The organism is Spongiivirga citrea (assembly GCF_010671565.1).
Classification (GTDB): domain Bacteria; phylum Bacteroidota; class Bacteroidia; order Flavobacteriales; family Flavobacteriaceae; genus Spongiivirga; species Spongiivirga citrea.
Genome location: NZ_JAABOQ010000004.1, coordinates 534630 through 558151, shown reverse-complemented (window position 1 = coordinate 558151; position 23522 = coordinate 534630). Strand labels below are relative to the sequence as shown.

Annotated in this window: 27 protein-coding genes; 18 read left to right on the top strand and 9 right to left on the bottom strand. The window is 36.1% G+C overall.

Annotated elements, in window-relative coordinates:
- Positions 1-71: 71 nt before the first annotated feature.
- Entirely contained in the window at positions 72-431 is a 360-nt protein-coding gene (locus GWK10_RS11845; protein WP_164032576.1) for a CoA-binding protein, read from the top strand.
- Here GWK10_RS11845 and GWK10_RS11840 read toward each other — a convergent pair.
- Positions 408-1865 carry a sodium:solute symporter gene (locus tag GWK10_RS11840; protein WP_164032635.1) on the bottom strand — a complete coding sequence of 486 codons (1458 nt, stop codon included), beginning with the start codon at positions 1863-1865 and terminating at the stop codon, positions 408-410. The two genes, GWK10_RS11845 and GWK10_RS11840, sit on opposite strands and share 24 nt — an antisense overlap.
- 128 nt (positions 1866-1993) lie before the next feature.
- On the opposite strand from GWK10_RS11840, the gene recR reads away from it, so the two are divergent.
- The 3 genes from recR to GWK10_RS11825 all read left to right on the top strand — a co-directional run bounded on the left by recR (position 1994) and on the right by GWK10_RS11825 (position 4973).
- The gene (recR, locus tag GWK10_RS11835; protein WP_164032575.1) at positions 1994-2614 is read left to right on the top strand and encodes a recombination mediator RecR; all 621 of its coding nucleotides are present in this window, start codon (positions 1994-1996) and stop codon (positions 2612-2614) included.
- Positions 2615-2764: 150 nt separating this feature from the next.
- Positions 2765-4096 (top strand): dihydrolipoamide acetyltransferase family protein, encoded by a 1332-nt coding sequence (locus tag GWK10_RS11830; RefSeq protein ID WP_164032574.1) that lies wholly within the window; start codon positions 2765-2767, stop codon positions 4094-4096.
- 94 nt (positions 4097-4190) lie between these two features.
- Positions 4191-4973 (top strand): carboxylesterase family protein, encoded by a 783-nt coding sequence (locus tag GWK10_RS11825; protein ID WP_164032573.1) that lies wholly within the window; start codon positions 4191-4193, stop codon positions 4971-4973.
- A gap of 4 nt (positions 4974-4977) precedes the next feature.
- Here the strand turns inward: GWK10_RS11825 and GWK10_RS11820 are convergent, their stop codons facing one another.
- Together GWK10_RS11820 and GWK10_RS18470 are read right to left on the bottom strand one after the other, a co-directional pair.
- Positions 4978-5583, bottom strand: coding sequence for a hypothetical protein (locus tag GWK10_RS11820; protein WP_164032572.1), 606 nt, complete (start codon positions 5581-5583; stop codon positions 4978-4980).
- Position 5584: 1 nt separating this feature from the next.
- Complete coding sequence (locus GWK10_RS18470) at positions 5585-6688, bottom strand: effector binding domain-containing protein (protein WP_239540749.1); 1104 nt, start codon at positions 6686-6688, stop codon at positions 5585-5587.
- Positions 6689-6959: 271 nt separating this feature from the next.
- On the opposite strand from GWK10_RS18470, the gene GWK10_RS11810 reads away from it, so the two are divergent.
- From GWK10_RS11810 to ftsY, 8 genes are all read left to right on the top strand, one after another.
- Entirely contained in the window at positions 6960-7736 is a 777-nt protein-coding gene (locus GWK10_RS11810; RefSeq protein ID WP_164032571.1) for a 3'-5' exonuclease, read from the top strand.
- Positions 7737-7820: 84 nt separating this feature from the next.
- Entirely contained in the window at positions 7821-8432 is a 612-nt protein-coding gene (locus GWK10_RS11805; RefSeq protein WP_164032570.1) for a fumarylacetoacetate hydrolase family protein, read from the top strand.
- Between the two features lie 2 nt (positions 8433-8434).
- Positions 8435-8779, top strand: coding sequence for an Hpt domain-containing protein (locus tag GWK10_RS11800; RefSeq protein WP_164032569.1), 345 nt, complete (start codon positions 8435-8437; stop codon positions 8777-8779).
- Entirely contained in the window at positions 8779-10026 is a 1248-nt protein-coding gene (locus GWK10_RS11795; protein WP_164032568.1) for a competence/damage-inducible protein A, read from the top strand. The genes GWK10_RS11800 and GWK10_RS11795 overlap by 1 nt, the downstream gene beginning before the upstream one ends.
- A gap of 79 nt (positions 10027-10105) precedes the next feature.
- Positions 10106-10342, top strand: a complete 237-nt coding sequence (gene rpmB, locus GWK10_RS11790) for a 50S ribosomal protein L28 (RefSeq protein ID WP_164032567.1) — start codon at positions 10106-10108, stop codon at positions 10340-10342.
- 15 nt (positions 10343-10357) lie between these two features.
- Positions 10358-10540, top strand: coding sequence for a 50S ribosomal protein L33 (gene rpmG, locus GWK10_RS11785; RefSeq protein WP_164032566.1), 183 nt, complete (start codon positions 10358-10360; stop codon positions 10538-10540).
- 43 nt (positions 10541-10583) lie between these two features.
- Positions 10584-10733: a DUF4295 domain-containing protein gene (locus GWK10_RS11780; protein WP_164032565.1), complete on the top strand. Its 150-nt coding sequence runs from the start codon at positions 10584-10586 to the stop codon at positions 10731-10733.
- A gap of 162 nt (positions 10734-10895) precedes the next feature.
- The gene (gene ftsY, locus GWK10_RS11775) at positions 10896-11849 is read left to right on the top strand and encodes a signal recognition particle-docking protein FtsY (RefSeq protein WP_164032564.1); all 954 of its coding nucleotides are present in this window, start codon (positions 10896-10898) and stop codon (positions 11847-11849) included.
- A 78-nt stretch (positions 11850-11927) separates the two neighbouring features.
- On the opposite strand, the gene GWK10_RS11770 is transcribed toward ftsY, so the two are convergent.
- Complete coding sequence (locus tag GWK10_RS11770; protein WP_164032563.1) at positions 11928-12569, bottom strand: peroxiredoxin; 642 nt, start codon at positions 12567-12569, stop codon at positions 11928-11930.
- 148 nt (positions 12570-12717) lie between these two features.
- On the opposite strand from GWK10_RS11770, the gene GWK10_RS11765 reads away from it, so the two are divergent.
- Positions 12718-13257: a YfiT family bacillithiol transferase gene (locus GWK10_RS11765; RefSeq protein ID WP_164032562.1), complete on the top strand. Its 540-nt coding sequence runs from the start codon at positions 12718-12720 to the stop codon at positions 13255-13257.
- Positions 13258-13320: 63 nt separating this feature from the next.
- Here the strand turns inward: GWK10_RS11765 and GWK10_RS11760 are convergent, their stop codons facing one another.
- Positions 13321-13812, bottom strand: a complete 492-nt coding sequence (locus GWK10_RS11760; RefSeq protein WP_164032561.1) for a metallophosphoesterase family protein — start codon at positions 13810-13812, stop codon at positions 13321-13323.
- Positions 13813-13916: 104 nt separating this feature from the next.
- On the opposite strand from GWK10_RS11760, the gene truA reads away from it, so the two are divergent.
- Positions 13917-14660 (top strand): tRNA pseudouridine(38-40) synthase TruA, encoded by a 744-nt coding sequence (truA, locus tag GWK10_RS11755; RefSeq protein ID WP_164032560.1) that lies wholly within the window; start codon positions 13917-13919, stop codon positions 14658-14660.
- Positions 14661-14668: 8 nt separating this feature from the next.
- Positions 14669-16435: an ABC transporter ATP-binding protein gene (locus tag GWK10_RS11750; protein ID WP_164032559.1), complete on the top strand. Its 1767-nt coding sequence runs from the start codon at positions 14669-14671 to the stop codon at positions 16433-16435.
- Between the two features lie 6 nt (positions 16436-16441).
- Here the strand turns inward: GWK10_RS11750 and GWK10_RS11745 are convergent, their stop codons facing one another.
- From GWK10_RS11745 to folP, 4 genes are all read right to left on the bottom strand, one after another.
- Entirely contained in the window at positions 16442-17230 is a 789-nt protein-coding gene (locus tag GWK10_RS11745) for a DUF3667 domain-containing protein (protein ID WP_164032558.1), read from the bottom strand.
- Positions 17231-17237: 7 nt separating this feature from the next.
- Complete coding sequence (locus GWK10_RS11740) at positions 17238-18056, bottom strand: DUF3667 domain-containing protein (RefSeq protein WP_164032557.1); 819 nt, start codon at positions 18054-18056, stop codon at positions 17238-17240.
- Positions 18056-18844 (bottom strand): diadenylate cyclase CdaA, encoded by a 789-nt coding sequence (cdaA, locus tag GWK10_RS11735; protein ID WP_164032556.1) that lies wholly within the window; start codon positions 18842-18844, stop codon positions 18056-18058. Before cdaA ends, GWK10_RS11740 begins: the two co-directional genes overlap by 1 nt.
- A gap of 225 nt (positions 18845-19069) precedes the next feature.
- A complete protein-coding gene (gene folP / locus GWK10_RS11730) occupies positions 19070-19900 on the bottom strand; it encodes a dihydropteroate synthase (RefSeq protein WP_164032555.1) in 831 nt (276 codons plus the stop codon).
- 212 nt (positions 19901-20112) lie between these two features.
- Here folP and GWK10_RS11725 point away from each other — a divergent pair, with 212 nt between their 5' ends.
- From GWK10_RS11725 to GWK10_RS11715, 3 genes are read left to right on the top strand one after another with little or no spacing between them, the layout of a single operon-like run.
- The gene (locus tag GWK10_RS11725; protein ID WP_164032554.1) at positions 20113-20658 is read left to right on the top strand and encodes a DUF1599 domain-containing protein; all 546 of its coding nucleotides are present in this window, start codon (positions 20113-20115) and stop codon (positions 20656-20658) included.
- A gap of 48 nt (positions 20659-20706) precedes the next feature.
- On the top strand, positions 20707-22446 hold the full coding sequence (locus GWK10_RS11720) for a BT_3928 family protein (protein ID WP_164032553.1): 1740 nt from the start codon (positions 20707-20709) through the stop codon (positions 22444-22446).
- Complete coding sequence (locus GWK10_RS11715) at positions 22443-23519, top strand: ABC transporter permease (protein ID WP_164032552.1); 1077 nt, start codon at positions 22443-22445, stop codon at positions 23517-23519. Before GWK10_RS11720 ends, GWK10_RS11715 begins: the two co-directional genes overlap by 4 nt.
- Positions 23520-23522 lie beyond the last annotated feature (3 nt).

Sequence of the window (23522 nt, the reverse complement as noted above, 5' to 3'; positions counted from 1 at the left end):
CATTTTTGTGTAACAATACCGTCAAGAGTAAATCCTGTCAGGATTCTCCAATTATAACGACTCAACACTTCATGAAAAAAACCTTAGTTTTCGGAGTATCGTTAAAACCAATACGATACTCTAATATAGCGGTAAACCGATTGGTAAATGCCGGACAACCGGTAGTAGCATATGGGGTGAGAAAAGGTGTTATTGCCGGTGTAGATATAGATACAGAACTGATTCAATACGATGATCTAGATACTATCACTTTATATCTAAGTCCAAAGAGACAAGAGGAGTATTATGATCATTTTATTGGGTTAAAACCAAAACGGATCATTTTCAATCCAGGAACAGAAAACCCAGAATTGTATCAGTTTTTAAAAGAAAATAATATCGATTTTGAGGTGGCTTGTACCTTGGTGTTACTTTCTACGAATCAGTATTAAACCAATAAATGTAAATAGACCATTTACAAGCAATAATTCATAGCCAAATACATAACCACCTAACTTTTCTGGTGGTAAACTTCCAATAATAAAAGTCAATACTACCGAGACTAACGCTACCAAAGCAACCCATTGATCTTTAACCTGTTGTTTGGTAAAGATTCCAAAAGCAAATAAACCTAACAAAGGCCCGTAGGTGTATCCAGCTGCTTTTAAAAGTCCATCAATAACATTAGTGTCTAGCAGGTATTTAAATGCAATAATCACGACCACCAAAAACGCACTCATACCTAGGTGTACCTTTTTCCGAATCGATTTTTGTTTTGATTCCTCCTGTTTTTCAATATTTAAAAAGTCTACTGAAAAAGAGGTGGTGAGTGATGTCAACGCACTATCGGCACTAGAGTAGGCGGCAGCGATTAAACCGAGCATAAAGAAAATTGCAATTGGTAGTCCCAGTCCAGTATTTAAAGCAATTTCAGGGAATAATAAGTCTGTTCTCGTTTTTCCATCCATCATTGGTGTTGCGATATCAAATCTGTCGGCATAAATAAATAGAAGTGCGCCTAGCAAAAGAAATATAAAGTTGATTACAACCAATACGATGCTAAACGAAATCATATTCTTTTGGGCTTCTTTGGTGTTTTTGCAAGTAAGGTTTTTCTGCATCATATCCTGGTCAAGCCCCGTCATACAGATGGTAACAAACATTCCTCCAATAAACGATTTTAGAAAATGAGTCTTATTGAGAATACTATCAGTAAAGATCATTTTATTGTATTCTGCCAATTCAGACGAAGCTAAGAATTCACTAAATGTCCAGTCAAGTTTATCATTTATATAATATATAGCCATTCCAACAGCGATGAGCATGAATAATGTTTGAAGTGTATCCGTCCAAACAATGGTTTTGATTCCGCCCCTGAAAGTATAGATCCATATTAGTAAAATAGAAAGCGTTACAGTTAATGGAAATGGGACATTCCAAGCGTCAAAAACAAATTTCTGTAGGACAATAGCAACTAAAAACAATCGAAATGATGCCCCTAGTACTCTGGATATAAAAAAGAAAAATGCTCCCGTCTTGTGGCTAACGGTTCCAAATCGATCTTCTAAATATTGGTAAATCGATGTAACATTCATCCGATAATATATCGGCATAAGGACATAGGCAATCACGAAATAACCAGCTAGGTATCCAAACACCACCTGCATATAGCTAAACTGAGATGCATCAACCCAGCCAGGAACAGATATAAAGGTCACACCACTCAAAGAAGCGCCAATCATACCAAAGGCAACAACAAACCAAGGGGATTGCTTTCCAGCTTTAAAAAAATCGGTATTACTATCGTTTTTTCCTGTTAAATATGAGATGAATAACAAAACGCCAAAGTAAATAGCGATAAGGGCAATAATATAGCTTGGTTGCATACTGTAGAATGGTCTGAGATTGTTTCCGACCTGTTCAAATATAGCAAAAAGGGTTTTTAAGATTGAGCGCTTAACATCTTCTGAATAAAAAACGAGCAATCGAACGTGGTAATTTGTAATTTTACCTAATGGAGTTTTCATCAAAACTATTAGAAAATGCCGTTAATGAGGTGTCGATGCTGCCTGGTATTGGAAAGCGGACCGCACTCAGATTAGTGTTGCATTTATTACGACAACCGGATACGCAAACAGAGCAGTTGGCTGAAGCTTTGATGAAATTTCGAAATGAGATAAAATTGTGTCAAAGTTGTCATAATATATCAGACGTTGCCTTGTGCGAGATTTGCGCGAATACCAATCGAGATGGAACAATCATTTGTGTTGTAGAAGACGTTCGCGACGTAATGGCAATAGAAAGCACGGCACAGTTTAGAGGTTTATATCATGTATTAGGGGGAAAAATATCACCTATGGACGGTATTGGGCCTCATGACTTGACCATAGAAAGTTTGGTAAGAAAAGTGAAAGAAGGGGAGGTAAAAGAATTGATTTTTGCCTTAAGTTCTACCATTGAAGGAGATACAACCAACTTTTACATCTATAAACAATTAGAAGGAACTGATGTGAAAACATCGACTATTGCAAGAGGAATTGCTGTAGGCGATGAGTTGGAATATGCTGATGAGGTAACTTTGGGAAGAAGTATTATCAATCGAGTTCCATTTGAAAACTCATTGAAGACCTCTTAATTGGTTATTGAATTTTTATAAATACCGAATAATAGTTATTGAATTCTTAAAATAGAGCTATTTATTCTATTTTTATTAAGATAAACGCAATAAAAGGGTATTTTATTTGTTATTTTTGCAAAACCAAAACAATAAAACACGATCAACAAGATGGGTAAATTCGAATTGAAACTTCCAAAAATGGGTGAAAGTGTTGCAGAAGCAACCATAACCGCATGGCTAAAGGATGTTGGCGATACGATTGAAATGGATGAAGCTATTGTCGAGATTGCTACTGATAAGGTTGATTCAGAAGTGCCTAGTGAGGTTGAAGGAGTTTTGGTGGAGAAGTTTTTTGAAGTTGATGATGTCGTTCAAGTGGGACAGGTACTAGCTGTAATAGAAATCGAAGGTGAAGGAGATGATTCTGGAGATACTGCTACTGAACAAACAAGTGCACCAGCCGCCGCTGTTGCCGCAGTAGAAGCAAGTGTTGAAAGGGCCGTTGAGGTTACTAAACCCGTTATGGCTGAAGCTGATTTTTCATCTTCAGACCGTTTCTATTCTCCACTGGTTAAAAATATCGCCAAACAAGAAGGTGTTTCTATCTCTGAACTTGAAAACCTAACTGGTACCGGAAAAGATGGACGTGTTACTAAAACTGACATCTTAGCATATGTAGACAGTCGCGGAAGTAATGGTGCGGTTACTCCGCCCGTTCAAGCTGTTAAGGAAGCTCCGAAGCAAGAAAAAGTAGCTCAAGTGAAACCAGCAACTCCTGTTGTTGTAAGCGGTGAAGATGAAATTATTGAAATGACCAGAATGGGCAAACTTGTTGCGCATCATATGGTTGAGAGTGTTCAAACTTCTGCCCATGTTCAAAGTTTTTGTGAGGCGGATGTAACCAATATCTGGAACTGGAGAAAAAAGAATAAAACAGCATTTGAGCAGCGCGAAGGAGAGAAGTTAACCTTCACTCCAATTTTTATGGAGGCTGTTGCCAAGGCATTGAAGGAATATCCTCTTATAAATATTTCGGTTGATGGCGATAAGATCATCAAAAAGAAAAATATCAATCTTGGTATGGCGGCTGCTTTACCCGATGGTAATTTAATAGTACCCGTAATTAAAAATGCCGACCAATTAAATCTTGTAGGTATGGCTAAGCAAGTAAATGATCTTGCAGATCGAGCAAGAAATAACAAACTAAAACCAGACGATATTCAAGGAGGCACATATACCGTAACCAACGTGGGGACCTTTGGTAGTATCATGGGAACACCTATTATCAATCAACCACAAGTAGGAATACTGGCTTTAGGAGCAATTAGAAAAGTTCCTGCAGTTATCGAAACACCTGAAGGTGATTTTATTGGTATACGTTATAAAATGTTCCTGTCTCACAGTTATGACCATCGAGTGGTAAATGGAGCTTTAGGTGGTATGTTCGTTAAATATGTAGCTGATTACCTTGAGAACTGGAATGTAAATAGGGAGATTTAAACTACAGACGAACATTTAAGTTCTCATTTTAGGGACTTGGTGCATCTTATTCATTATTGCTACCTTTGAGTAGGATCAAAATCCCATTTTCTCAATGAAAAAAGTATTATCATTCGCAGCAATATTCTTAATTATTGGTTCTTGCTTTGCTCAAGATTTCGGTGTGTATCAACGAAACGAATTCAAATCGGATAAAGGTATATTGCCTTACCGTATTTTCTTTCCTGATAATTTCGATGCAACAAAAGAATATCCCATTTTGTTCTTTTTACATGGCGCTGGAGAACGAGGAAATAATAACGAATCACAATTAGTTCATGGTGCTTCATTATTCATTAAAAAAGAAATTCATACCAAGTATCCGGCAATTGTAGTTTTACCTCAGTGTCCGGCGACAGATTATTGGTCCAATGTTAATGTAGTAACAGATCAAGCTGGTAAACGCGATTTTCAGTTTAAAAAAGAAGGCCCTCCAACCGATGCGCTGCATATGGTTATTGGATTAATAGAGCAGACCTTGAAAAATTACCCTATTAAAAAGGATCAGGTGTATGTGGGTGGACTTTCAATGGGCGGAATGGGAACTTTTGAGCTGGTAAGACGAATACCAAATACCTTTGCAGCTGCTTTCGCAATTTGTGGTGGTGCTAATGTTGAAACGGCGCCCAAACTAACTAATACCGATTGGTGGATCTTTCATGGAGCAAAAGACCAGGTAGTTCCTGTTGAATTATCTCAGGCAATGAATACCGCTTTGAAAAATGCCGGAGCCAATGTGAAATTGACAATTTACCCGGAAGACGGTCATGATAGTTGGACTAGCGCATTCGCCGAACCTGATTTTATGGATTGGTTGTTTTCTAAGCGGAAAAAATGATATGTTAATTCAATAGCTTTCGCACAGCATCAATAGTTTTCACCTCTAAATGAATATCCTTTTTAAAACTGACAATAGGTAGCTTAACACTATCCTTATTGATGTTTTTTGCAATAAAATGATTGTTTAGTAATTCTCTATGAACGCTGGTCTCGTCAAAGTCCACTTCTTCATAAGTGATTTTTTCAACCTTTAACTGGGCAATCAGTTCTTGAGATGGAATATGATTTTTTCTAGTAAAAACCAATAGCTCCTCAGGGAGTTTTAATTTAATAGGATTATGATCTTTCCGAATCCCGATATTAGTGGTTTTGTCTTGAACAATTAGCCGGTAGTCGTACTTACTTTCAACATTTGCTAATGGAATAAGTGTGATCAGATGTATTTTAGTTTTTGCAGGAATGGTTTTAATCATGGGTCGCGAAGCACTTCGTCTAAAGCCTGTGGCATTAACCATGAAAAAGACATCGTGAGATTTGTCTGTAACATTCTCAGCAGACAACATAATACGCTTTTTAGTTTTCTCTTCAATGATCTTAACCTTGGTCGTATCCTGAGCTTTTGCCAACGTAAATAGTGACAAACAAAAAATAAAAAAAACTACTCGCATTTTACTTAATCGATACATATGTTTTTACAGTTGCATTAGTACTATTAAATGCATCTGGTCCATAAACATCAAAATCTGCGCCATAACTTCTGTTCGTCTTGTTTTTCCAGATATATTGCCATGTATCTAGTACCGATTTTGGTAATTCGCCTTTAGAAGTAAAGGTTTCGTAGGTATCTTTTCTTATCGTTATTCCGGTCATACCTTCAGGAATTTCATCTAAAGAAGAGACTTTGCAGCCGAGTATGCAATCATAGTCACCCAAATAATCGCTTTCATAATTGGTATAAATATTATAAAGTTCGCCACCAAGCTTATTTGGGATTTTTTGGAGTATGCTATCTGTAAAAAAACGATCCCATAATGCCTTAATATCTTTTCCTGACTGCCCATCTTTATTAATGGTTCGAACTTTAATTCCAATTACTTGAAAACTCTCCAATACTGCAGTAGTTGTTTCCATGCCATTTTTATTTGATTTTTTAGCGTCGGGATTCAGTTCGTCAATTAGCTGATCATAACTATCAATCCAGCTGTATAATTTACCGCCTAAATTTATAATTGGTGTTGATATAGAATCTAATTGCGTAGCAGAACCAAATGATTTTGAAAGCTGTTCTTGCAAACTAGGTTTTTCAGCTAGATCAACTGTTCTGTAGTCGTAATTATTGCTTTCTAGTTCATTGACAATATCATCACAGTTAATACAATTTTTTGTCTTATATACAATAATGTATTTGCTAGGTTTTATCTTTTTAGGCGGAACCACGATCTTGGTAGCTGGCCTTTTTAAAGCTCTTCTAGATAAACTATCACGAACTTCAAGATTATGAGTATATTTTGGTGTTTTTCCTCGTAAAACGATAATGTTGTGCAACTGTACTTTTGAGGTCGCTGGAAGACGCACCCATCTGGCTCTTGCTTTACTTTGCCTAAAATCAGTGCCAATCACTTTAAAAAGAACGTCAAAATCCTGTCGATTTTTGTTGATTGCGTAGAATGAAATTCGGTTTGCAGATTTCTCCTCTTTGATTTCAATCGGTTCCTCTTGTGCTTGTAATTGAAAAACGCAGAATAGGGTTAAAAAAGCAATTTGTTTTAGCATGTTTTTATAGCTTGTTTGTTCGCAAGGTATTAAAAATGGGTTTTTCAAAAGAGAAGAAAGCCTAATAATCGTGCTTTAATATGATTTTATCCCCAATTGACAATTGAGATTAGAACCTAGCATTCCCTGAATGAGAGGGTTATCATATTGTATTGAACAATGATAATAAATATCAAATAACTTCAGCTTTCAATACGTATCTTTACATTAATAACAATGAATTATACACATTCGGGCACAATAAAAACCAGCGCGAATAGCCAATAACCTAATGGAATTAAAATTAAACAAGCCCATCTGTTTTTTTGACCTAGAAACAACGGGTATTGACATTACCAAAGATCGTATTGTCGAGATCGCCATTTTAAAAGTTCATCCCAACGGAAATAAAGAAAGTAAAACATGGCTGGTCAATCCAGAAATGCCAATTCCCTCTCAATCTACAGCTATACATGGTATTAGCGATGATAAGGTGGCGAATGAACCGACCTTTAAGGAGCTTTCTAAAGAAGTATACAACATGATCAAAGATTCAGATTTAGCTGGATTTAATTCTGATCGTTTTGACATTCCTTTATTAGCAGAAGAACTATTGCGAGCAGATATTGATTTTGATATGAAAAATCGCGTATCTGTCGATGTGCAAACTATTTTTCATAAAATGGAAAAGCGCACACTAGAAGCGGCCTATAAGTTTTATTGCGATGAGGACTTAAAAGATGCTCATAGTGCGGCTGCCGATACAAATGCTACCTATGCAGTTTTAAAATCTCAGCTAGATCGATATGAAGACTTGGAAAATGATGTAAAAAAGTTAAGCGAATTCACAACTAGAAAAAATAGCGTCGATTTTGCCGGTTTTATCGTATATAATGAAGATAATGAAGAATGTTTTTCATTTGGTAAGCATAAAGGGAAACTAGTAACAGAGGTTATGGACAAAGAACCTGGTTATTTTGGTTGGTTGCTAAATGCAGATTTTCCTTTATATACCAAAAAAGTATTAACGGCGATTAAGTTGCGACGATTGAATAATAAACTATCATAATAGTTAATTAATTCTTGTGGATTTGACAAAGTGAAAATTAACTATCTTGTAATCAATAAAATAAATTAATATAGTACCAGCCTAGTGAAAATTATTTGTATTGGCAGAAACTATACTGAACATATAAAGGAGTTAGCGAATGAAAGGCCTACCGATCCGGTAGTCTTCTTAAAGCCTGACACTGCCATTTTAATTAAAAAACAACCCTTTTTTATTCCTGATTTTTCTGATGATATTCATTATGAAGTTGAAATCTTGGTACGAATTAATAAATTGGGAAAACACATAGATAAAAAATTCGCCCACAAATATTACGATGAAATTGGCTTAGGAATTGATTTTACGGCTCGAGATTTGCAATCAAAATTGAAAGCAAAGGGTTTGCCATGGGAAAAGGCCAAAGGTTTTGATGGTTCAGCTGTTATTGGTGAATGGCTACCAAAATCTAACTTTAAGAATGTTGATGATATCAATTTCGAACTAGAGCAAAATGGTGAAAAGGTTCAAATAGGTAATACGAGTCATATGCTGTGGAAAATAGATGAGTTAATTGAATATGTCTCAAAATATTTTACATTAAAGATAGGAGATATTATATTTACAGGAACACCGGCCGGGGTAGGTAGGGTGTCAATAAACGATCAATTGGTGGGCTCAATAGAAGGCCAGCAACTTTTTTCAATCAAAGTAAAATAACAATGGAAGTAAATTATAAGCTAGACAACATACATGAAATTGCTGGCGGTGATGAAGGATTCGTAAAAGCGGTAGCGCAAAGCTTTGTCGAAGAAATGCCAGCTGATCTTGAGGTTTTAAAAGAAGCCGTAGCAAGCAAGAATTATACTCAAACTCATCAAACTGCGCACAAAATGAAGTCGACTATTGATATGTTTAAGGTTGGTATTCTCGAGGACTTAATCGTAGTACAAGACTGGGGTAAGTATGGAGGTAAAGACCCTGATAATATCGATTCTATTTTCGAAAAGGTTGTTGCTGTGATTGATAGTGCTATAGCTGAATTAAAGTCGGACTTTGACTTGTAATGAAAGCCGAAATTATTACGATTGGTGATGAAATACTCATCGGTCAAATTGTAGATACTAATTCTGCATTTATTAGTAAAGAACTCAATAAAATAGGTGTTGAGGTCGCGCAAATTAGTTCTATTTCCGATTCTCGTCAGCATATTTTAACGGCCTTAAAGGAGGCAGAAGAGCGCGCTGACATTCTTATCATAACGGGTGGTTTAGGTCCTACCAAGGACGATGTTACCAAACACACACTTTGCGAATATTTCGATGACACCTTAGTTCAAGATGATGCTGTATTAGAGCACATTGAAGCTATTTTCCGAAAGTATATAACGACTCCGATATCTGATCTTAACAGGCAGCAAGCGTTAGTCTTAACATCGGCTACTGTTTTAAACAACAACTATGGCACAGCCCCTGGAATGTGGATTGAGCGTAACGGGAAAGTTGTCATATCTATGCCTGGAGTTCCTTTTGAAATGCAGCAATTAATGCAGTTGGAAGTGCTTCCGCGTATTCAAAAAGAATTCAAACTGCCATTTATTCTGCACAAAACAGTAATGACATATGGGCTTGGGGAAAGTGCTATCGCAGAAAAAATAGAAGCATGGGAAGATAGTTTGCCTGTACATATAAAGTTGGCATACTTACCAAATTTAGGGCGCGTACGACTTCGTTTATCTACCAAAGGATGGGATAAGGAGGTTTTAGATAAGCAGATAGATGGGTTTATTGAAAAACTATACCCATTAATAGGAGACATCATAGTTGGTTTAGAAGAGACCGATGCCATCGAGGTTGTTGTTGGTAGAAAATTAATAGAAAAACAAGTCACTTTAGCCTTGGCAGAAAGCTGTACTGGCGGAAAACTAGCCGAACATTTGACTTCTGTTCCTGGAGCTTCAAAATATTTTAAGGGAGGAGTAGTGACTTATGCAACCCAATCTAAAACGGAAATGTTAGGTGTTGATGAAACTGTAATCAATCAGCATTCTGTTGTAAGTGCAGAGGTTGCTGAACAAATGGCACTAGGAGTTCAAAAAGTGATGAATGCAGACTACGCTATTGCCACTACTGGAAATGCAGGGCCAACCAAAGGAGATTCTGATGCTGAAATTGGAACTGTTTTTATTGGTTTAGCAACTCCGGAAGGAGTATATTCTGAAAAATTTAATCTAGGAAATCACCGCGTTCGGGTGACACAAAAAGCGGTGAATAAAGCAATGGAAATGTTGCTTCGAGAAATTTCAAAAAACTAGATTTTTTTATTTGTCAGAACCATTAATTATTCGTTATTTTGCACCCTGTTTTAAGATAACTATTTAAAAGTTAAGAATAATGTCTAGAGTTTGTGAACTTACAGGAAAAAAAGCGATGGTTGGAAACAACGTTTCGCACGCAATGAACAAGACGAAAAGAAAGTTCCATGCGAACTTAATGAAAAAGCGTTTTTACATTCCTGAAGAAGATAAATGGATCACGTTGAAAGTTTCTGCTTCAGCTTTGAAGAATATTAATAGAAAAGGAATTTCAGCAGTTTTAAAAGAAGCTAAAGCCAAAGGCTTTATCAAATAATAAAGTAGGAGTACAATGGCAAAGAAAGGAAATAGAATTCAAGTTATATTAGAGTGTACTGAGCACAAAGGATCTGGTAAGCCAGGAACTTCTCGTTACATTACTACTAAGAATAAGAAAAATACTCCAGATAGAATTGAGATCAAAAAATTCAATCCTATCTTGAAGAAGATGACTGTTCATAAAGAGATTAAATAATTAGGGAATTTTCTTCTAAGAAAAATCCAAAAGCATATAAGCCATGGCAAAGAAATCAGTAGCAACGTTACAGACAGGTTCAAAAAGACTTACAAAAGCTATCAAAATGGTAAAATCCCCAAAAACTGGAGCTTACACATTTGTAGAGGCAGTAATGTCTCCTGAATTGGTAAACGACTTTTTGAAAAAGTAAGACATTATTTTTCATAATAATACAAAGCTATCTGTAGTCTACAGGTAGCTTTTTCTTTTTGTATATTTGGCAACTTAAATTTTTGATGCTTTTCCTGATAAAACCGTATTGTAAGAACCAGGTTTTAAAGCACAACCAATAACTAAAACCACAGCTCAGCACATGAGTTTTTTCAAAAAAATATTCTCTTCTGATAAAAAGGAAACCTTAGATAAGGGACTTGAGAAATCAAAAACCAGTTTCTTTAACAAGCTTAGTAAGGCTGTCGCTGGAAAATCGAAGGTAGATGATGACGTATTAGATAATCTAGAAGAAATTCTGGTAACATCTGATGTTGGGGTAAACACTACTTTAAAAATTATTGAACGTATCGAGGAACGTGTCTCAAATGACAAGTATCTAGGTACCGATGAGCTTAACGTAATACTACGTGAAGAAATAGCTGGTTTGTTATCAGAAACCAATGTAGGAGAGGAAACAGAATTTTCTATTCCAACCGATAAAAAACCGTATGTATTAATGGTTGTTGGCGTAAATGGAGTTGGTAAAACCACAACTATTGGAAAGTTAGCACATCAATTTAATGCCAAGGGACTTAAGGTCGTGCTTGGCGCAGCAGATACGTTTCGTGCTGCAGCGATCGATCAATTACAAGTATGGGCAGATCGGGTAGGAGTACCTATCGTAAAACAAGATATGGGAAGTGATCCTGCCTCCGTAGCCTTTGACACTTTACAATCTGGTGTTGCTCAAGATGCTGATGTGATTATTATTGATACAGCTGGCCGACTTCATAATAAGGTCAACTTAATGAACGAGCTTACTAAAGTAAAGCGCGTAATGCAGAAAGTAGTAGGTGATGCTCCACATGATGTATTATTAGTACTAGATGGTTCAACAGGTCAAAACGCATTTGAACAAGCAAAACAATTTACTGCAGCTACCGAAGTGACTAGCCTAGCTGTTACAAAATTAGATGGTACCGCAAAAGGTGGTGTTGTGATCGGGATTTCTGATCAGTTTCAAATTCCTGTAAAGTATATCGGCGTAGGAGAGGGTATGGAAGATCTTCAGGTATTTAATAAATACGAATTCGTCGATTCATTTTTTAAATAACGAACATTTAGTAATGTCAGGTTGAGCGCAGTCGAAACCTATTTTTTCGATTCAACTGCACTCGTTTATATTGTTACCTTAATTCAAATTCGGCTGCTCCGTCAATCTTAAATACGGCTTTACTTCTTTAAATCCTTTTGGAAATAGCTCAGCTGCTTCTTCGTTGCTCACTGAGGGACTAATCACTACCTCTTGACCATGTTCCCAATTCGCTGGTGTTGCTACTTTATGATAAGCTGTTAGTTGTAAAGAATCAATAACGCGCAGTAATTCATCAAAATTTCGTCCAGTAGATGCTGGATAGGTGATAATCAATTTAATGGTTTTGTCCGGTGCAATCACAAATACCGATCGTACGGTAAGCTTGCTATCTGCATTTGGATGGATCATATCATACAGTTCAGAAACGTTTCGATCTTCGTCTGCAATAATCGGAAAGTTAACTGTCGTATTTTGAGTTTCATTGATATCTTGAATCCAACCTTTATGCGATTCTAATCCGTCAACACTTAATGCAATGACCTTCGTATTTCTTTTCAAAAATTCAGATTTGTATTTTGAAACAGTCCCTAATTCGGTTGTGCATACTGGAGTGTAATCAGCTGGATGCGAAAAAAGTACTCCCCAACTATCTCCTAAGTATTCATGAAAGCTAATAGTTCCTTCTGAGCTTTCTGCTGTAAAATCTGGAGCTATATCTCCTAATCTTAATGTAGACATGGTTTTATTTTTATGAGTTATTTTACAAAATTATCGATTAATCTACTTATTTAATAGAATATTGTGTTATGGTTTTGTTATTGTTTAAAAGGATGGCATATGTACATGAAAAATAAAGTATTTTTAAGCTCGAATTAAACCATAAATAATGACCAACCAACTCGATAAACTGCGATATCCAATAGGGCAATTTGAGGCACCAGAACGATACACTCAGGAGCAAATAGATACTTGGGTTCAAGTTTTAGAAGCGTTTCCAGAAAAACTAACTGCATTAGTAGCTGATTTGTCAGACAAACAATTAAATACACCTTATCGACCTGGTGGTTGGACGGTACGTCAAACAGTTCATCATTTAGCGGATAGTCATCACCATAGCTATACACGTTTTAAATGGACATTAACAGAAGATAAGCCAAGGATAAAGGCATATTTTGAGCAAGATTGGGCTGAGTTAGAAGATGCCAGAAACCTACCGATTCAAATTTCGTTAGATTATCTAAAAGCTATCCATGCTAAACTAGTTGCGACAATTAAAAGCTTATCGAATGATCAGCTAAACAGAAGTTACATTCATCCTGAAGGAGATGTTGAGGTCAATCTTAAAAAACAAACCGGAATTTACGCTTGGCACAGTCGACATCACTACGCACATATTGCTAATTTGATCCAACGAGAAGGCTGGTGAATCTAGTATTTAGTGTTCAGTATTCAGTCGGCAGAACTGCTAACTGCCAACTGAATACTTAAGTTACCTTTTCATCTCCACAACTTCCAAATCCTTAATGTCATTTCCGTCAATTGTAAATCGCAACATGGTGCGAACTGTATGGAATCCATGTTTGCCTATCGCGCCAGGATTCATATGTAAAACACCCAATTTTTTGTCGGGCATTACTTTTAAAATATGGCTATGACCGCAAATAAATAATTTAGGAGGATTTACCTTTATTTCATCTTTTACTCGAATATTGTACTTGGGTGGATAACCTCCAATATGGGTAATCCAAACATCAACACCTTCACAAAAAAATCGCTGATGTTCAGGGAATTCTTGTCTTATTTTTGCGTCGTCAATATTTCCATGCACTGCAATAAGGGGCTTCTTTTTTTGAATCGCGTCAGTAACCTTTAAATGCCCAATATCGCCCGCATGCCACACTTCATCGGCCTGATCGACATATTTTAGTATTTGATCGTCGATATAACTATGCGTATCGGAGAGCAGCAGTATCTTTTTCAATATAAGATCAATTTTGAAATGCGAATATCACAATCAAAAGTTAATACATCAAATTAAATATTCATAATAGAGGTATATTTGTTGTTTGAATCAAAGCCATTTCATTGAGGTACTTTCTAGAACTCGCTTATAACGGAAAAAACTATCATGGCTGGCAATTACAGCCTAATGCAATAACTGTACAAGAAGTAATTGAAAAAGCACTTTCTACCTTGCTTAGAGAGGCTATAAAAGTGGTTGGTTGTGGTAGGACAGATACTGGTGTTCATGCCAAACAATACTTTCTACATTTTGATTTAGAGTCGCCTATAGATGAACTTAGTTTGATTCGTAAGCTAAATTCTTTCTTGCCACATGATGTGGCAATTTATAATCTCTTTCAAGTCAAGGATGATGCGCACGCTCGATTTCACGCAACAAGTCGGACGTATGAATATTGGATAACTTTAAATAAAAATCCTTTTTTATCGGATACCGCTTACCAAATAAACCGAGTATTGGATGTCGATTTATTAAATAAAGCTTCGGCAATTTTACTAGAGCATACTGATTTTAAATGCTTTTCTAGATCGAATACTGATGTAAAAACCTATAACTGTAAAATAACACAAGCTAGTTGGCAGAAACGAGATAATATGCTGATCTTTACCATTACAGCCGATCGTTTTTTGCGCAACATGGTTAGAGCAATTGTTGGGACCTTGTTACCTATTGGTCTAGTTGAGAAAGATGTGTCTAGTTTGGTTTCTGTAATCGAAAGCAGAGATCGCCAACAAGCGGGGGCTTCAGTGCCAGGACATGCACTCTATTTGTCAAAAATTGAATATCCTGAAACGATTAAAAAATAGAATTATTAATGCCAGTTAAAAAGGACAACTCATTCGATTTTAAATTATTCAAACGCTTATTTGGTTTTGCGAGACCCTACCGTTTGATATTTACTATCGTGCTATTTTCTGCTATCTTCTTGTCAGCCTCAAGTGCATTGCGACCGGGAGTCCTTAAGTATGCTATTGATGAAAATGTGGCTGTAAAGGATGAAAATGGTTTCTTGTTTTACATACTGCTAATGGGCGGATTACTGCTGGCCGAGGTATTATTTCAACTACTATTTATTTTTTATGCAAGTTGGTTAGGGCAGTCGGTCGTGCGTGATGTAAGAATCAAGTTGTTTTCCAGAATGCTCGGTTTTAAAAAGAAGTATTACGACAACAGTCCTGTAGGAATGTTGGTCACGCGTGCCGTTACCGATATGGAACGTATTGCAGATATTTTTGGACAAGGCCTGTTTACTATTTTTAGTGATTTACTTAAAATGACCGTGGTTGCAGGCTTTATGCTGTATATGAATTGGAAACTGGCATTAACCGTATTCACGGTTTTGCCATTTATCGTATATGCGACGAGGGTTTTTCAACGTAATATGAAGAAGGCTTTTGAAGAAGTGCGAACAGAAATTACCAACCTAAATACCTTTGTTCAGGAACGTGTAACAGGTATGAAAATATTACAGTTGTTTACACGTGAAGATCGGGAATTCGAAAAGTTTAAGGCGATTAATGAGCGCCACAAACAAGGTTGGTTAAAAACGATTTGGTATAACTCGATCTTTTTTCCAATAGCAGAATTATCCTCGTCGATTGCGATTGGTTTAGTCGCTTGGTATGGCGGATTAATGGTTGTATTAGAAACGCAATCTACTTCAGGAGAGTTATTCGCTTTTATCATGTACATTCCAATGTTATTTAGGCCATTACGCCAATTAGCTGATAAGTTTAATACGTTGCAAATGGGAATGGTATCAGCCAAACGAGTGTTTAAAATACTGGATACTGATTCTCAAATTGAGGATACTGGAACCATTGAAAATATAGACTTAAAAGGTGATATTGTCTTTGACAAGGTCCATTTCTCATATATCCCAGACGAAGAAGTACTACATGGTATATCTTTAGATGTAAAAGCCGGTCAGACTATTGCGATCGTTGGTTCTACCGGAGCTGGTAAGTCGACTATTATTAACTTACTAAGTCGATTTTACGAGATCGATAATGGACGTATATTGGTTGATGGTATCGATGTGAAAGATATCAAGCTTGCAGCACTCAGAGATCAGATTGCGGTGGTATTGCAAGATGTTTTCTTGTTTGCAGATACTATTTTAAACAACATCACTTTAAAAGACGGAAATATTACCGAAGAGCAGGTCATAGCAGCTGCAAAACAAATTGGTATTCACGATTTTATTGCTTCTTTACCTGGAGGATATCAATACAATGTAAAAGAGCGTGGTGTTATGTTATCTTCAGGTCAGCGTCAGTTATTGTCTTTTCTACGTGCCTATGTAAGTAATCCGAGTGTATTGATACTAGACGAAGCAACGTCTTCGATCGATTCTAATTCAGAACAACTTATACAAGATGCGACTGATAAAATAACCGAAGGCCGGACATCCATCGTCATCGCTCACCGATTAGCGACTATTAAAAAAGCCGATAAGATCATTGTCATGGATAAAGGTCATATTGTTGAGGAAGGCACGCATGACGAATTGCTCACTATCGAAAACGGTTACTACCGAAATCTATACGAAGTGCAGTTTATGAATGAGGAAGTGGCTTAAATTATCTTATTTAGGGACCTTAGGTACTAAATCCTGAATGCTAATTTCACCTGTAGCAAATAGAAATATGATTGGTATTAAGCTGATTGCAAAATATGCAATCAGGCCTAAAAAACAGAATCCTAGGAAACGCGGTATTAAGTTGGACAATGATATTTTAAAGATTTTTTTGAAAATTATCATGGAGTAAAAAGGAATGAATATCAAAACCACCAAGCCAAACCAGATATACCATTTAGGAGCGAATAGGATAATTAATAGACTAAACGGGAAAGTGAATAAACTATATTGAGCGAAAATATAAACATATGCCACTAAATGCTCAGTTAGATTATATCTCTTGTCCAGAAATATAATTAAAGATGGAATTGCCAAAGCAGGTATGTAAAATATAAACAAGAGACTGCTATATTCTAAAGTAAACTCATTTACCTTTTGTTGAAAAAGCTGTTGCCCCGCTTGCTGCGGAATAACATCAAAGATCAAATCCATGGTATTGAATTTTTTTAAAAGAAAAACTATGACGCCCGACAATGTTAACGCTATAGCTATATAGCTTAATGGATTCACATATCGCTTACGCATTCCTTGAATATAACTATCGATTACAATATGCGGTTTTATTAATAGATGTAAAAAAGTCATTAAAAACCTATTATCCACATTAAAATACTGCTCCAAGGCATGCCCAAATAAATTTTTAATTGTCAACCTATTCTTAATAACTCGAGCACCACAATTTAAGCAGTAAGTGGCATTTTCATTAAGTTGTTCTTCACAGTTTTTGCAGTTCATAGTTTACTTATTTAAAAAGCCAGAAATAAATGCCAGCACCTATACCTCCCAAAAAAATCATCAAGAAAAATACAATAGTTGTTTGTAAAATATAAAACAGAATGGTCTTATAAAAGCTTTCAAAAACAGAGATCCCATAAATACGTTTAAAGACATATCCAATATAAATTAAGCTTATAAGAGTAATTATAAGAGCTGTAGTTACCGAATTACCAACAAAAGGTAGAGCGCCAATAGAAATAACTGAGGATAGAATAGAAGTTTGAGCCGCCATATAGTAGTTTAGCACAATATGTTCTGCGTAATTGTGTTTTCGCTTGGTAATAAAAATAATATAACTAGCGAGTGCATTGATCGGGGTGGTTATAATGATTATCAGGCCGAGTAAATCCGAAAAACTATTCATAAAGTTAGAAAACTTCTTACTAGATTCTAAAAATTTTTCTTGTTGTTCGGGGGTTAAATCTGCTAGTTTTCTTCCATCTAACAGATTTCTATTGAATTCGGCTGCAAATGGATCATCTGGAAAAAAATTTCTTAATAAAAAAAGGTAAATACCCAAGACAGTAAGTGACAAGGCAACATAGGCTATAACATTCAAATATCTTTTTCTACGGCCATCAATGTATCCTTGAATTACAGCTTCTGGTTTTACAAGCAAATGCCAAAAGGTGAGAAATAACTTGTTGTCAGAAACTAAATACTCTTCTTTGACTTCAGCAAAAACACCCTTTACTGTAAGTCTATTTCTAATAATTTTTGCCCCACAACCTCCACAAAAATCATTGTCATATCTCAAATACTCTTCGCAATTTTTACAATACATTAAGCTAAATCTTTTTTAAGCGTTAATGCTAGTTCTTCCATATCGCTAAACAACATGAATTCACCATCTTTTACGTAACTAACTTGTCCTGTTTCTTCGGAAACCACAAGTACTAGGGCGTCAGTCTTTTCTGAAATGCCAACTGCGGCACGATGTCGTAATCCAAAACGGGAAGGAATTGTTCTAGAATTAGAAACAGGTAAAATAACTCGAGTTGCGACCACATAGTTTCCCGCAATAAGTGCAGCGCCGTCATGAAGTGGGCTATTTTTAAAGAAGATACTTTCTAAAATGGGTTGATTGACTTCAGCATTCATCATATCCCCCGTGTTTCTGAGAAAGTCAAGCTTATTGTTTCGCTCGATAACAAGTAAAACCCCTGTTCTCGTTTTCGCCATTTTTGCACATGCGTTTACTATGGCATCTACATCAGTTTCTGTGACTAGTTGATTTTCCTTTAAAAAACGAAGCCGTTTTGCAATGCCGCCGCCACGAGAGGCAAAGTTTGTAGAACCAATCATCAATAAGAATTTTCTGATTTCTTGCTGGAAAACTACAATTAGGGCAATAACCCCAACACTAATAAAAGCGCCTAGAATATTACTTAGCAACAGCATATCTAGCGCTTTGGTCAATTGCCAAATTAAAGTGACAATTACAATCCCGATAAAAATATTGATTGCTACAGTACCTTTTACTAATTTATACACATAATAGAGTAGCAGCGCAACTAGAATGATGTCAATGACATCGATAATACCAAAATCAAGAAATTTGAAATTGCCCAATGATTAGTGTTTGCTCGATAATCGAGATTTAATTACTTCAAGGTTGACAACGCAATCAAAATTGTTTTCCAACCTAAACCTCTTTGGCTTGCCCAAAGTCAGTGTTACTGTAAAAATAGCAAAATAAGTGTGATAGCCTGAGCCTATTTAAAATATGACTTAACAGGGTAGTTAACATTTTTCATACGGTAATATGAAGTCAGTTACATCTCTTGATTGATAAATTCAATTGAACTTGTCCATAGTGTTAAATAGTCTCACGCATTCTACCGCTTCCTTTACGTCATGAACTCTTAGAATATTAGCTCCTTTTATGAGCGAGATACTGTGTAGTGCGGTTGTTCCGTTAAGAGCATGTTCAGGGGTAGTGTCCAGCAGCTTATAAATCATCGATTTTCTGGAAACACCAACTAAAATGGGCATGTCTAGATGTTTGAAAAACTCAAGGCTATTCAATATCTCATAATTATGATCAATAGTTTTCCCGAAACCGAATCCTGGATCTATAATCAAATCATTTATTTTATGATCTCTTGTCTGTTTGATTTTTTCAGAAAAAAAGAGGACCATTTCTTTAATGACATCATCATAACTTGGATTATGCTGCATATCCTTCGGTCTACCTTGCATATGCATCATTATATATGGAACTTGATGCGCGGCAATCACCTTAAACATTTCAGCATCTAAGTTTCCAGCTGATATATCGTTGATTATTGCAGCTTCAGCTTGTATGCATTTTGATGCAACATTACTTCTAAAAGTATCGATGGAAATAAGAATATCTGGAAATTGTTTTATCAATAATTCAACAACAGGGAGAACTCTTTTCAATTCTTCATCTTCAGAAACATGATCTGCTCCTGGCCTAGAGCTGTAACCACCAATATCAATAAAAGTAGCACCTTCTTCAAGCATACTCTCGACTTTGGCTAGCACCTCTTTCTCATTTTTATAGGCCCCGCCGTCATGAAATGAGTCGGGTGTCATATTCAGAATACCCATCACTCTGGGTAATGATAGATCGATGAGTGTGCCTTTGCAGTTTATGGTCATAGTTTAAGAGCCTGTGGTTTTAATAATTGTCACTTCGAGTATTCGACGATAGGAGAATGTATCGAGAAGCGATAATTATAAGCCGTAAATGGTTGTTCTCGATACACCCCGATGAAATATCGGGCCACTCGAACTGACACCCTTTACTTTATATTGATTTCTATGTTAATTAAAATATTTAAGCGAAATTTACGCAAATTTACAACGATCACATGCAGCAAACCTCTGAACAGTATGATGCCGTAATAAAAAAGTGTAGAGATCTTTTTACAAAAAAGATGAAAGACTACGGTAGTGCTTGGCGAATTCTAAGATTACCTTCCTTAACCGATCAAATTTTCATCAAGGCACAGCGTATTCGTAGTTTGCAGGAAAATGAAACACAAAAGGTAGCTGAAGGGGAGGTTTCTGAGTTTATTGGTATCATCAACTATTCCATTATGGCACTTGTTCAAATTGAAATGGGTATTGCCGAACAACCAGATATCGATCTTAAAAAAGCAACCGAATTATACGACAAGCACATAGGTATAACCAAGCAATTAATGTTAGATAAAAACCATGACTACGGCGAGGCTTGGCGTGATATGCGTGTTGCTTCGCTGACTGACTTAATACTGCAAAAATTATTACGTGTAAAGCAAATTGAAGACAATAAAGGAAAGACCTTGGTATCTGAAGGAATCGATGCGAATTATCAGGATATGATTAATTATGCCGTGTTTGCTATGATACATTTGAAACAGCATTTGAGCTAGATAAAAACCAATTCTGAATTTTAGATTCAGAATTCAGAATTATAAAAAATGAATATAATCACCCAAGTATGCCGAATGATCGTCGGTGTTTTATTTATCATTTCTGGTTTTGTAAAACTGACAGATCCTTTAGGCTTCTCCTATAAATTAGAAGAATATTTTAGTCCAGAAGTACTAGGCTTAGATTTCCTAGCACCACATGCGCTAACCATCGCAATGAGTATTGTGATTTTTGAGTGCATTTTAGGTGTAATGCTGATTTTGGGAGATAAACCTAAGTTTACATCATGGAGTTTACTTTTGCTTATAGTTTTCTTTACAGGACTTACCGGATATTCGGCTATAACTGGAAAAGTAACTGATTGCGGTTGTTTTGGTGATGCAATGAAACTGACTCCGGTACAATCATTTATAAAAGATCTGGTGTTACTAGTCCTTATTCTCATTATTTTCTTTAATCGAAATAAGATAAAACCATTATTTACAAAACGAATCGCGACTATTGGGTCTGTTTTAGCATTAGTAGCCAGTACGGTTTACACAATGTATATGTTTAATCATTTACCAGCGATCGATTTTAGACCTTATAAGATAAATGCCAACATCATTGAAAATATGACGGTACCCGAAGACGCTCCTAAAGCTGTTTTCGACTATTATTGGAAGTTTGATGTAAACGGAAAAGAGGAAATCATTAAAACTACTGGCGAGTATCCTTCTTCTGAAGGTACATTCGTCTCTGTTGATACAAAAATGGTAACGCCGGGTTACGAAGCTCCAATTCATGACTATATCATGGAATTGGACGGTGTGGATTATACAGAACAGTTAATGCAAGAAGAAAACCTGATTATTCTACATGCATTTAGCTTAAGACGATCTGATAAAAAAGGTTTTGAAGCCGTCAAAAGTAAGATTGAAGAAGCTATTGATTCTGGATACAAAGTAATAGGAATGACCGCTTCATCGGCTTCAGAAATCGATGAACTTAAACAAGAATTTGGTTTTAATTTTGATTTTTATTTCTGTGACGAGACTACGTTGAAGACCATGATTCGATCGAATCCTGCTGTTATGAAGTTATCTAAAGGCACCATTCTTCAAAAACTACACTATAATGATATTGATGAGTTGGAGCTGGAAAAGGTAGGGCCTAAACTTATTGGTTTAAATTTGAAATTGAAAAAACAGCTTGATAGTATTAGCAATCTCGATCAAGGTATTCGATTTGTATTAATGCAACAAGAAAAGAAAGATAAGGATTCTGTTGCCACAGTATATGGAATTCCTGTTCAAGCCGAAACGCCAAAGTATTTTGATCTTTATAGGAAAATTGATTCCACCAATCTCATTTTCGCAGAAAAGATTTTAACGGAATATGGATATCCTGGAAAATCAATGGTTGGTGAACCTACCAATAACGCAATATGGTATGTCATTCAACATAATATGGATAAGATAGGCGAGTATATTGAAGTTATAAAAAAAGCAGGAGCAGCTGGAGAAATTGAAAAAACTCTGGTTGCTACGATGGAAGATAGACTATTAATGCATAATGGCGAGCCACAAATATACGGTACTCAAGGAATGTCATATAGTCCGGGTCAGGAGTTTATTTGGCCGATCAAGGATCCTAAAAATGTAAATGAGAGAAGAAAGGAAATGGGATTTGATACTACTATCGAAGAATATGCCCTTGCGCTATATGGAGATGCATTTGTATATATGGAATTGACTTTAGAAGACGCAAAACGTTTGCAAAATCAAGCTAGAAATAATAGCAATTGATTAGATACTTTTTAAATAAACTTCTCTATGCAGTTATAACCCTTTTTGGAGTTATAACCGTGATATTTCTATTACTCAATAAACTACCCGGTGATGCTGCCCAAATGATCTTAGGGCAAGCAGAAAGTGAAGATCAGATAGCCGCTGTTCGTGCTAAATACGGACTTGATAAATCACTATTTGCTCAATACGGGTATTTCTTAAATGATCTTTCTTTTATTTCGGGACACTCAAAAAAACCTGATGATTTCACCTATTTGAAAAAAGGGAAATACAGCGCAACCATATTGTTTGATGTCGGTAACAATACACTAGTTTTAAAATGGCCTTACCTAAGAGAATCTTATCAAAAAACGGATAAAAAGGTGACTGAGATCATAGCAGAAACCTTACCTAACACATTTATTTTGGCGGTTGCGGCAGTTATTATTGCCATCATAATTGGCATTTTACTGGGCATTGTATCGGCATTGTATAAGGACCAATGGCTTGACAAAACCATTCAAGTATTTAGTACTCTCGGTATGAGTGTGCCCTCTTTTTTTAGTGCAATTTTATTTGCTTGGCTATTTGGCTTTGTGCTTAGAAAATATACCAATCTTAATATGACCGGAAGCTTGTATGAGGTTGATGATTTTGGAGAAGGTACTTTCATTCAATGGAAAAACTTGATATTACCGGCCGTTGTTTTAGGTATTCGACCTTTAGCTGTTGTAATTCAATTAATGCGCAATTCTTTACTAGAGGTACTACAACAAGAATATATTCGTACTGCACGGGCAAAAGGACTTAGCGGCTTTCAAGTTATTTGGAGACATGCACTTAAAAATGCATTAAACCCCGTTGTAACAGCAATTTCAGGATGGTTTGCCTCTATGTTAGCGGGAGCGGTTTTCGTTGAGTATATTTTTGGTTGGAACGGACTCGGCAAACAATTAGTTGAGGCCTTGAATTTCAAAGATTTACCTGTTGTAACAGGTTCTGTGTTAGTTATAGCAACTATGTTCGTTTTAATCAATATTTTTGTTGACTTAATTTATGGATGGCTAGACCCCAAAGTCATTAGGCAATAAAGC

What these genes read in the sequence shown, in the direction of transcription:
- GWK10_RS11800 (WP_164032569.1), top strand. Translation starts at nt 8,435, where the DNA reads ATGGAAGTAAATTATAAGCTAGACAACATACATGAAATTGCTGGCGGT.
- GWK10_RS11810 (WP_164032571.1), top strand. Translation starts at nt 6,960, where the DNA reads ATGGAATTAAAATTAAACAAGCCCATCTGTTTTTTTGACCTAGAAACA.
- rpmG (WP_164032566.1), top strand. Translation starts at nt 10,358, where the DNA reads ATGGCAAAGAAAGGAAATAGAATTCAAGTTATATTAGAGTGTACTGAG.
- GWK10_RS11830 (WP_164032574.1), top strand. Translation starts at nt 2,765, where the DNA reads ATGGGTAAATTCGAATTGAAACTTCCAAAAATGGGTGAAAGTGTTGCA.
- GWK10_RS18470 (WP_239540749.1), bottom strand. Translation starts at nt 6,688, where the DNA reads ATGCTAAAACAAATTGCTTTTTTAACCCTATTCTGCGTTTTTCAATTA.
- GWK10_RS11795 (WP_164032568.1), top strand. Translation starts at nt 8,779, where the DNA reads ATGAAAGCCGAAATTATTACGATTGGTGATGAAATACTCATCGGTCAA.
- folP (WP_164032555.1), bottom strand. Translation starts at nt 19,900, where the DNA reads ATGACCATAAACTGCAAAGGCACACTCATCGATCTATCATTACCCAGA.
- GWK10_RS11720 (WP_164032553.1), top strand. Translation starts at nt 20,707, where the DNA reads ATGAATATAATCACCCAAGTATGCCGAATGATCGTCGGTGTTTTATTT.
- GWK10_RS11825 (WP_164032573.1), top strand. Translation starts at nt 4,191, where the DNA reads ATGAAAAAAGTATTATCATTCGCAGCAATATTCTTAATTATTGGTTCT.
- GWK10_RS11740 (WP_164032557.1), bottom strand. Translation starts at nt 18,056, where the DNA reads ATGTATTGTAAAAATTGCGAAGAGTATTTGAGATATGACAATGATTTT.
- GWK10_RS11770 (WP_164032563.1), bottom strand. Translation starts at nt 12,569, where the DNA reads ATGTCTACATTAAGATTAGGAGATATAGCTCCAGATTTTACAGCAGAA.
- GWK10_RS11745 (WP_164032558.1), bottom strand. Translation starts at nt 17,230, where the DNA reads ATGAACTGCAAAAACTGTGAAGAACAACTTAATGAAAATGCCACTTAC.
- GWK10_RS11780 (WP_164032565.1), top strand. Translation starts at nt 10,584, where the DNA reads ATGGCAAAGAAATCAGTAGCAACGTTACAGACAGGTTCAAAAAGACTT.
- GWK10_RS11765 (WP_164032562.1), top strand. Translation starts at nt 12,718, where the DNA reads ATGACCAACCAACTCGATAAACTGCGATATCCAATAGGGCAATTTGAG.
- recR (WP_164032575.1), top strand. Translation starts at nt 1,994, where the DNA reads ATGGAGTTTTCATCAAAACTATTAGAAAATGCCGTTAATGAGGTGTCG.
- rpmB (WP_164032567.1), top strand. Translation starts at nt 10,106, where the DNA reads ATGTCTAGAGTTTGTGAACTTACAGGAAAAAAAGCGATGGTTGGAAAC.
- GWK10_RS11725 (WP_164032554.1), top strand. Translation starts at nt 20,113, where the DNA reads ATGCAGCAAACCTCTGAACAGTATGATGCCGTAATAAAAAAGTGTAGA.
- ftsY (WP_164032564.1), top strand. Translation starts at nt 10,896, where the DNA reads ATGAGTTTTTTCAAAAAAATATTCTCTTCTGATAAAAAGGAAACCTTA.
- GWK10_RS11840 (WP_164032635.1), bottom strand. Translation starts at nt 1,865, where the DNA reads ATGCAACCAAGCTATATTATTGCCCTTATCGCTATTTACTTTGGCGTT.
- GWK10_RS11750 (WP_164032559.1), top strand. Translation starts at nt 14,669, where the DNA reads ATGCCAGTTAAAAAGGACAACTCATTCGATTTTAAATTATTCAAACGC.
- GWK10_RS11845 (WP_164032576.1), top strand. Translation starts at nt 72, where the DNA reads ATGAAAAAAACCTTAGTTTTCGGAGTATCGTTAAAACCAATACGATAC.
- GWK10_RS11820 (WP_164032572.1), bottom strand. Translation starts at nt 5,583, where the DNA reads ATGCGAGTAGTTTTTTTTATTTTTTGTTTGTCACTATTTACGTTGGCA.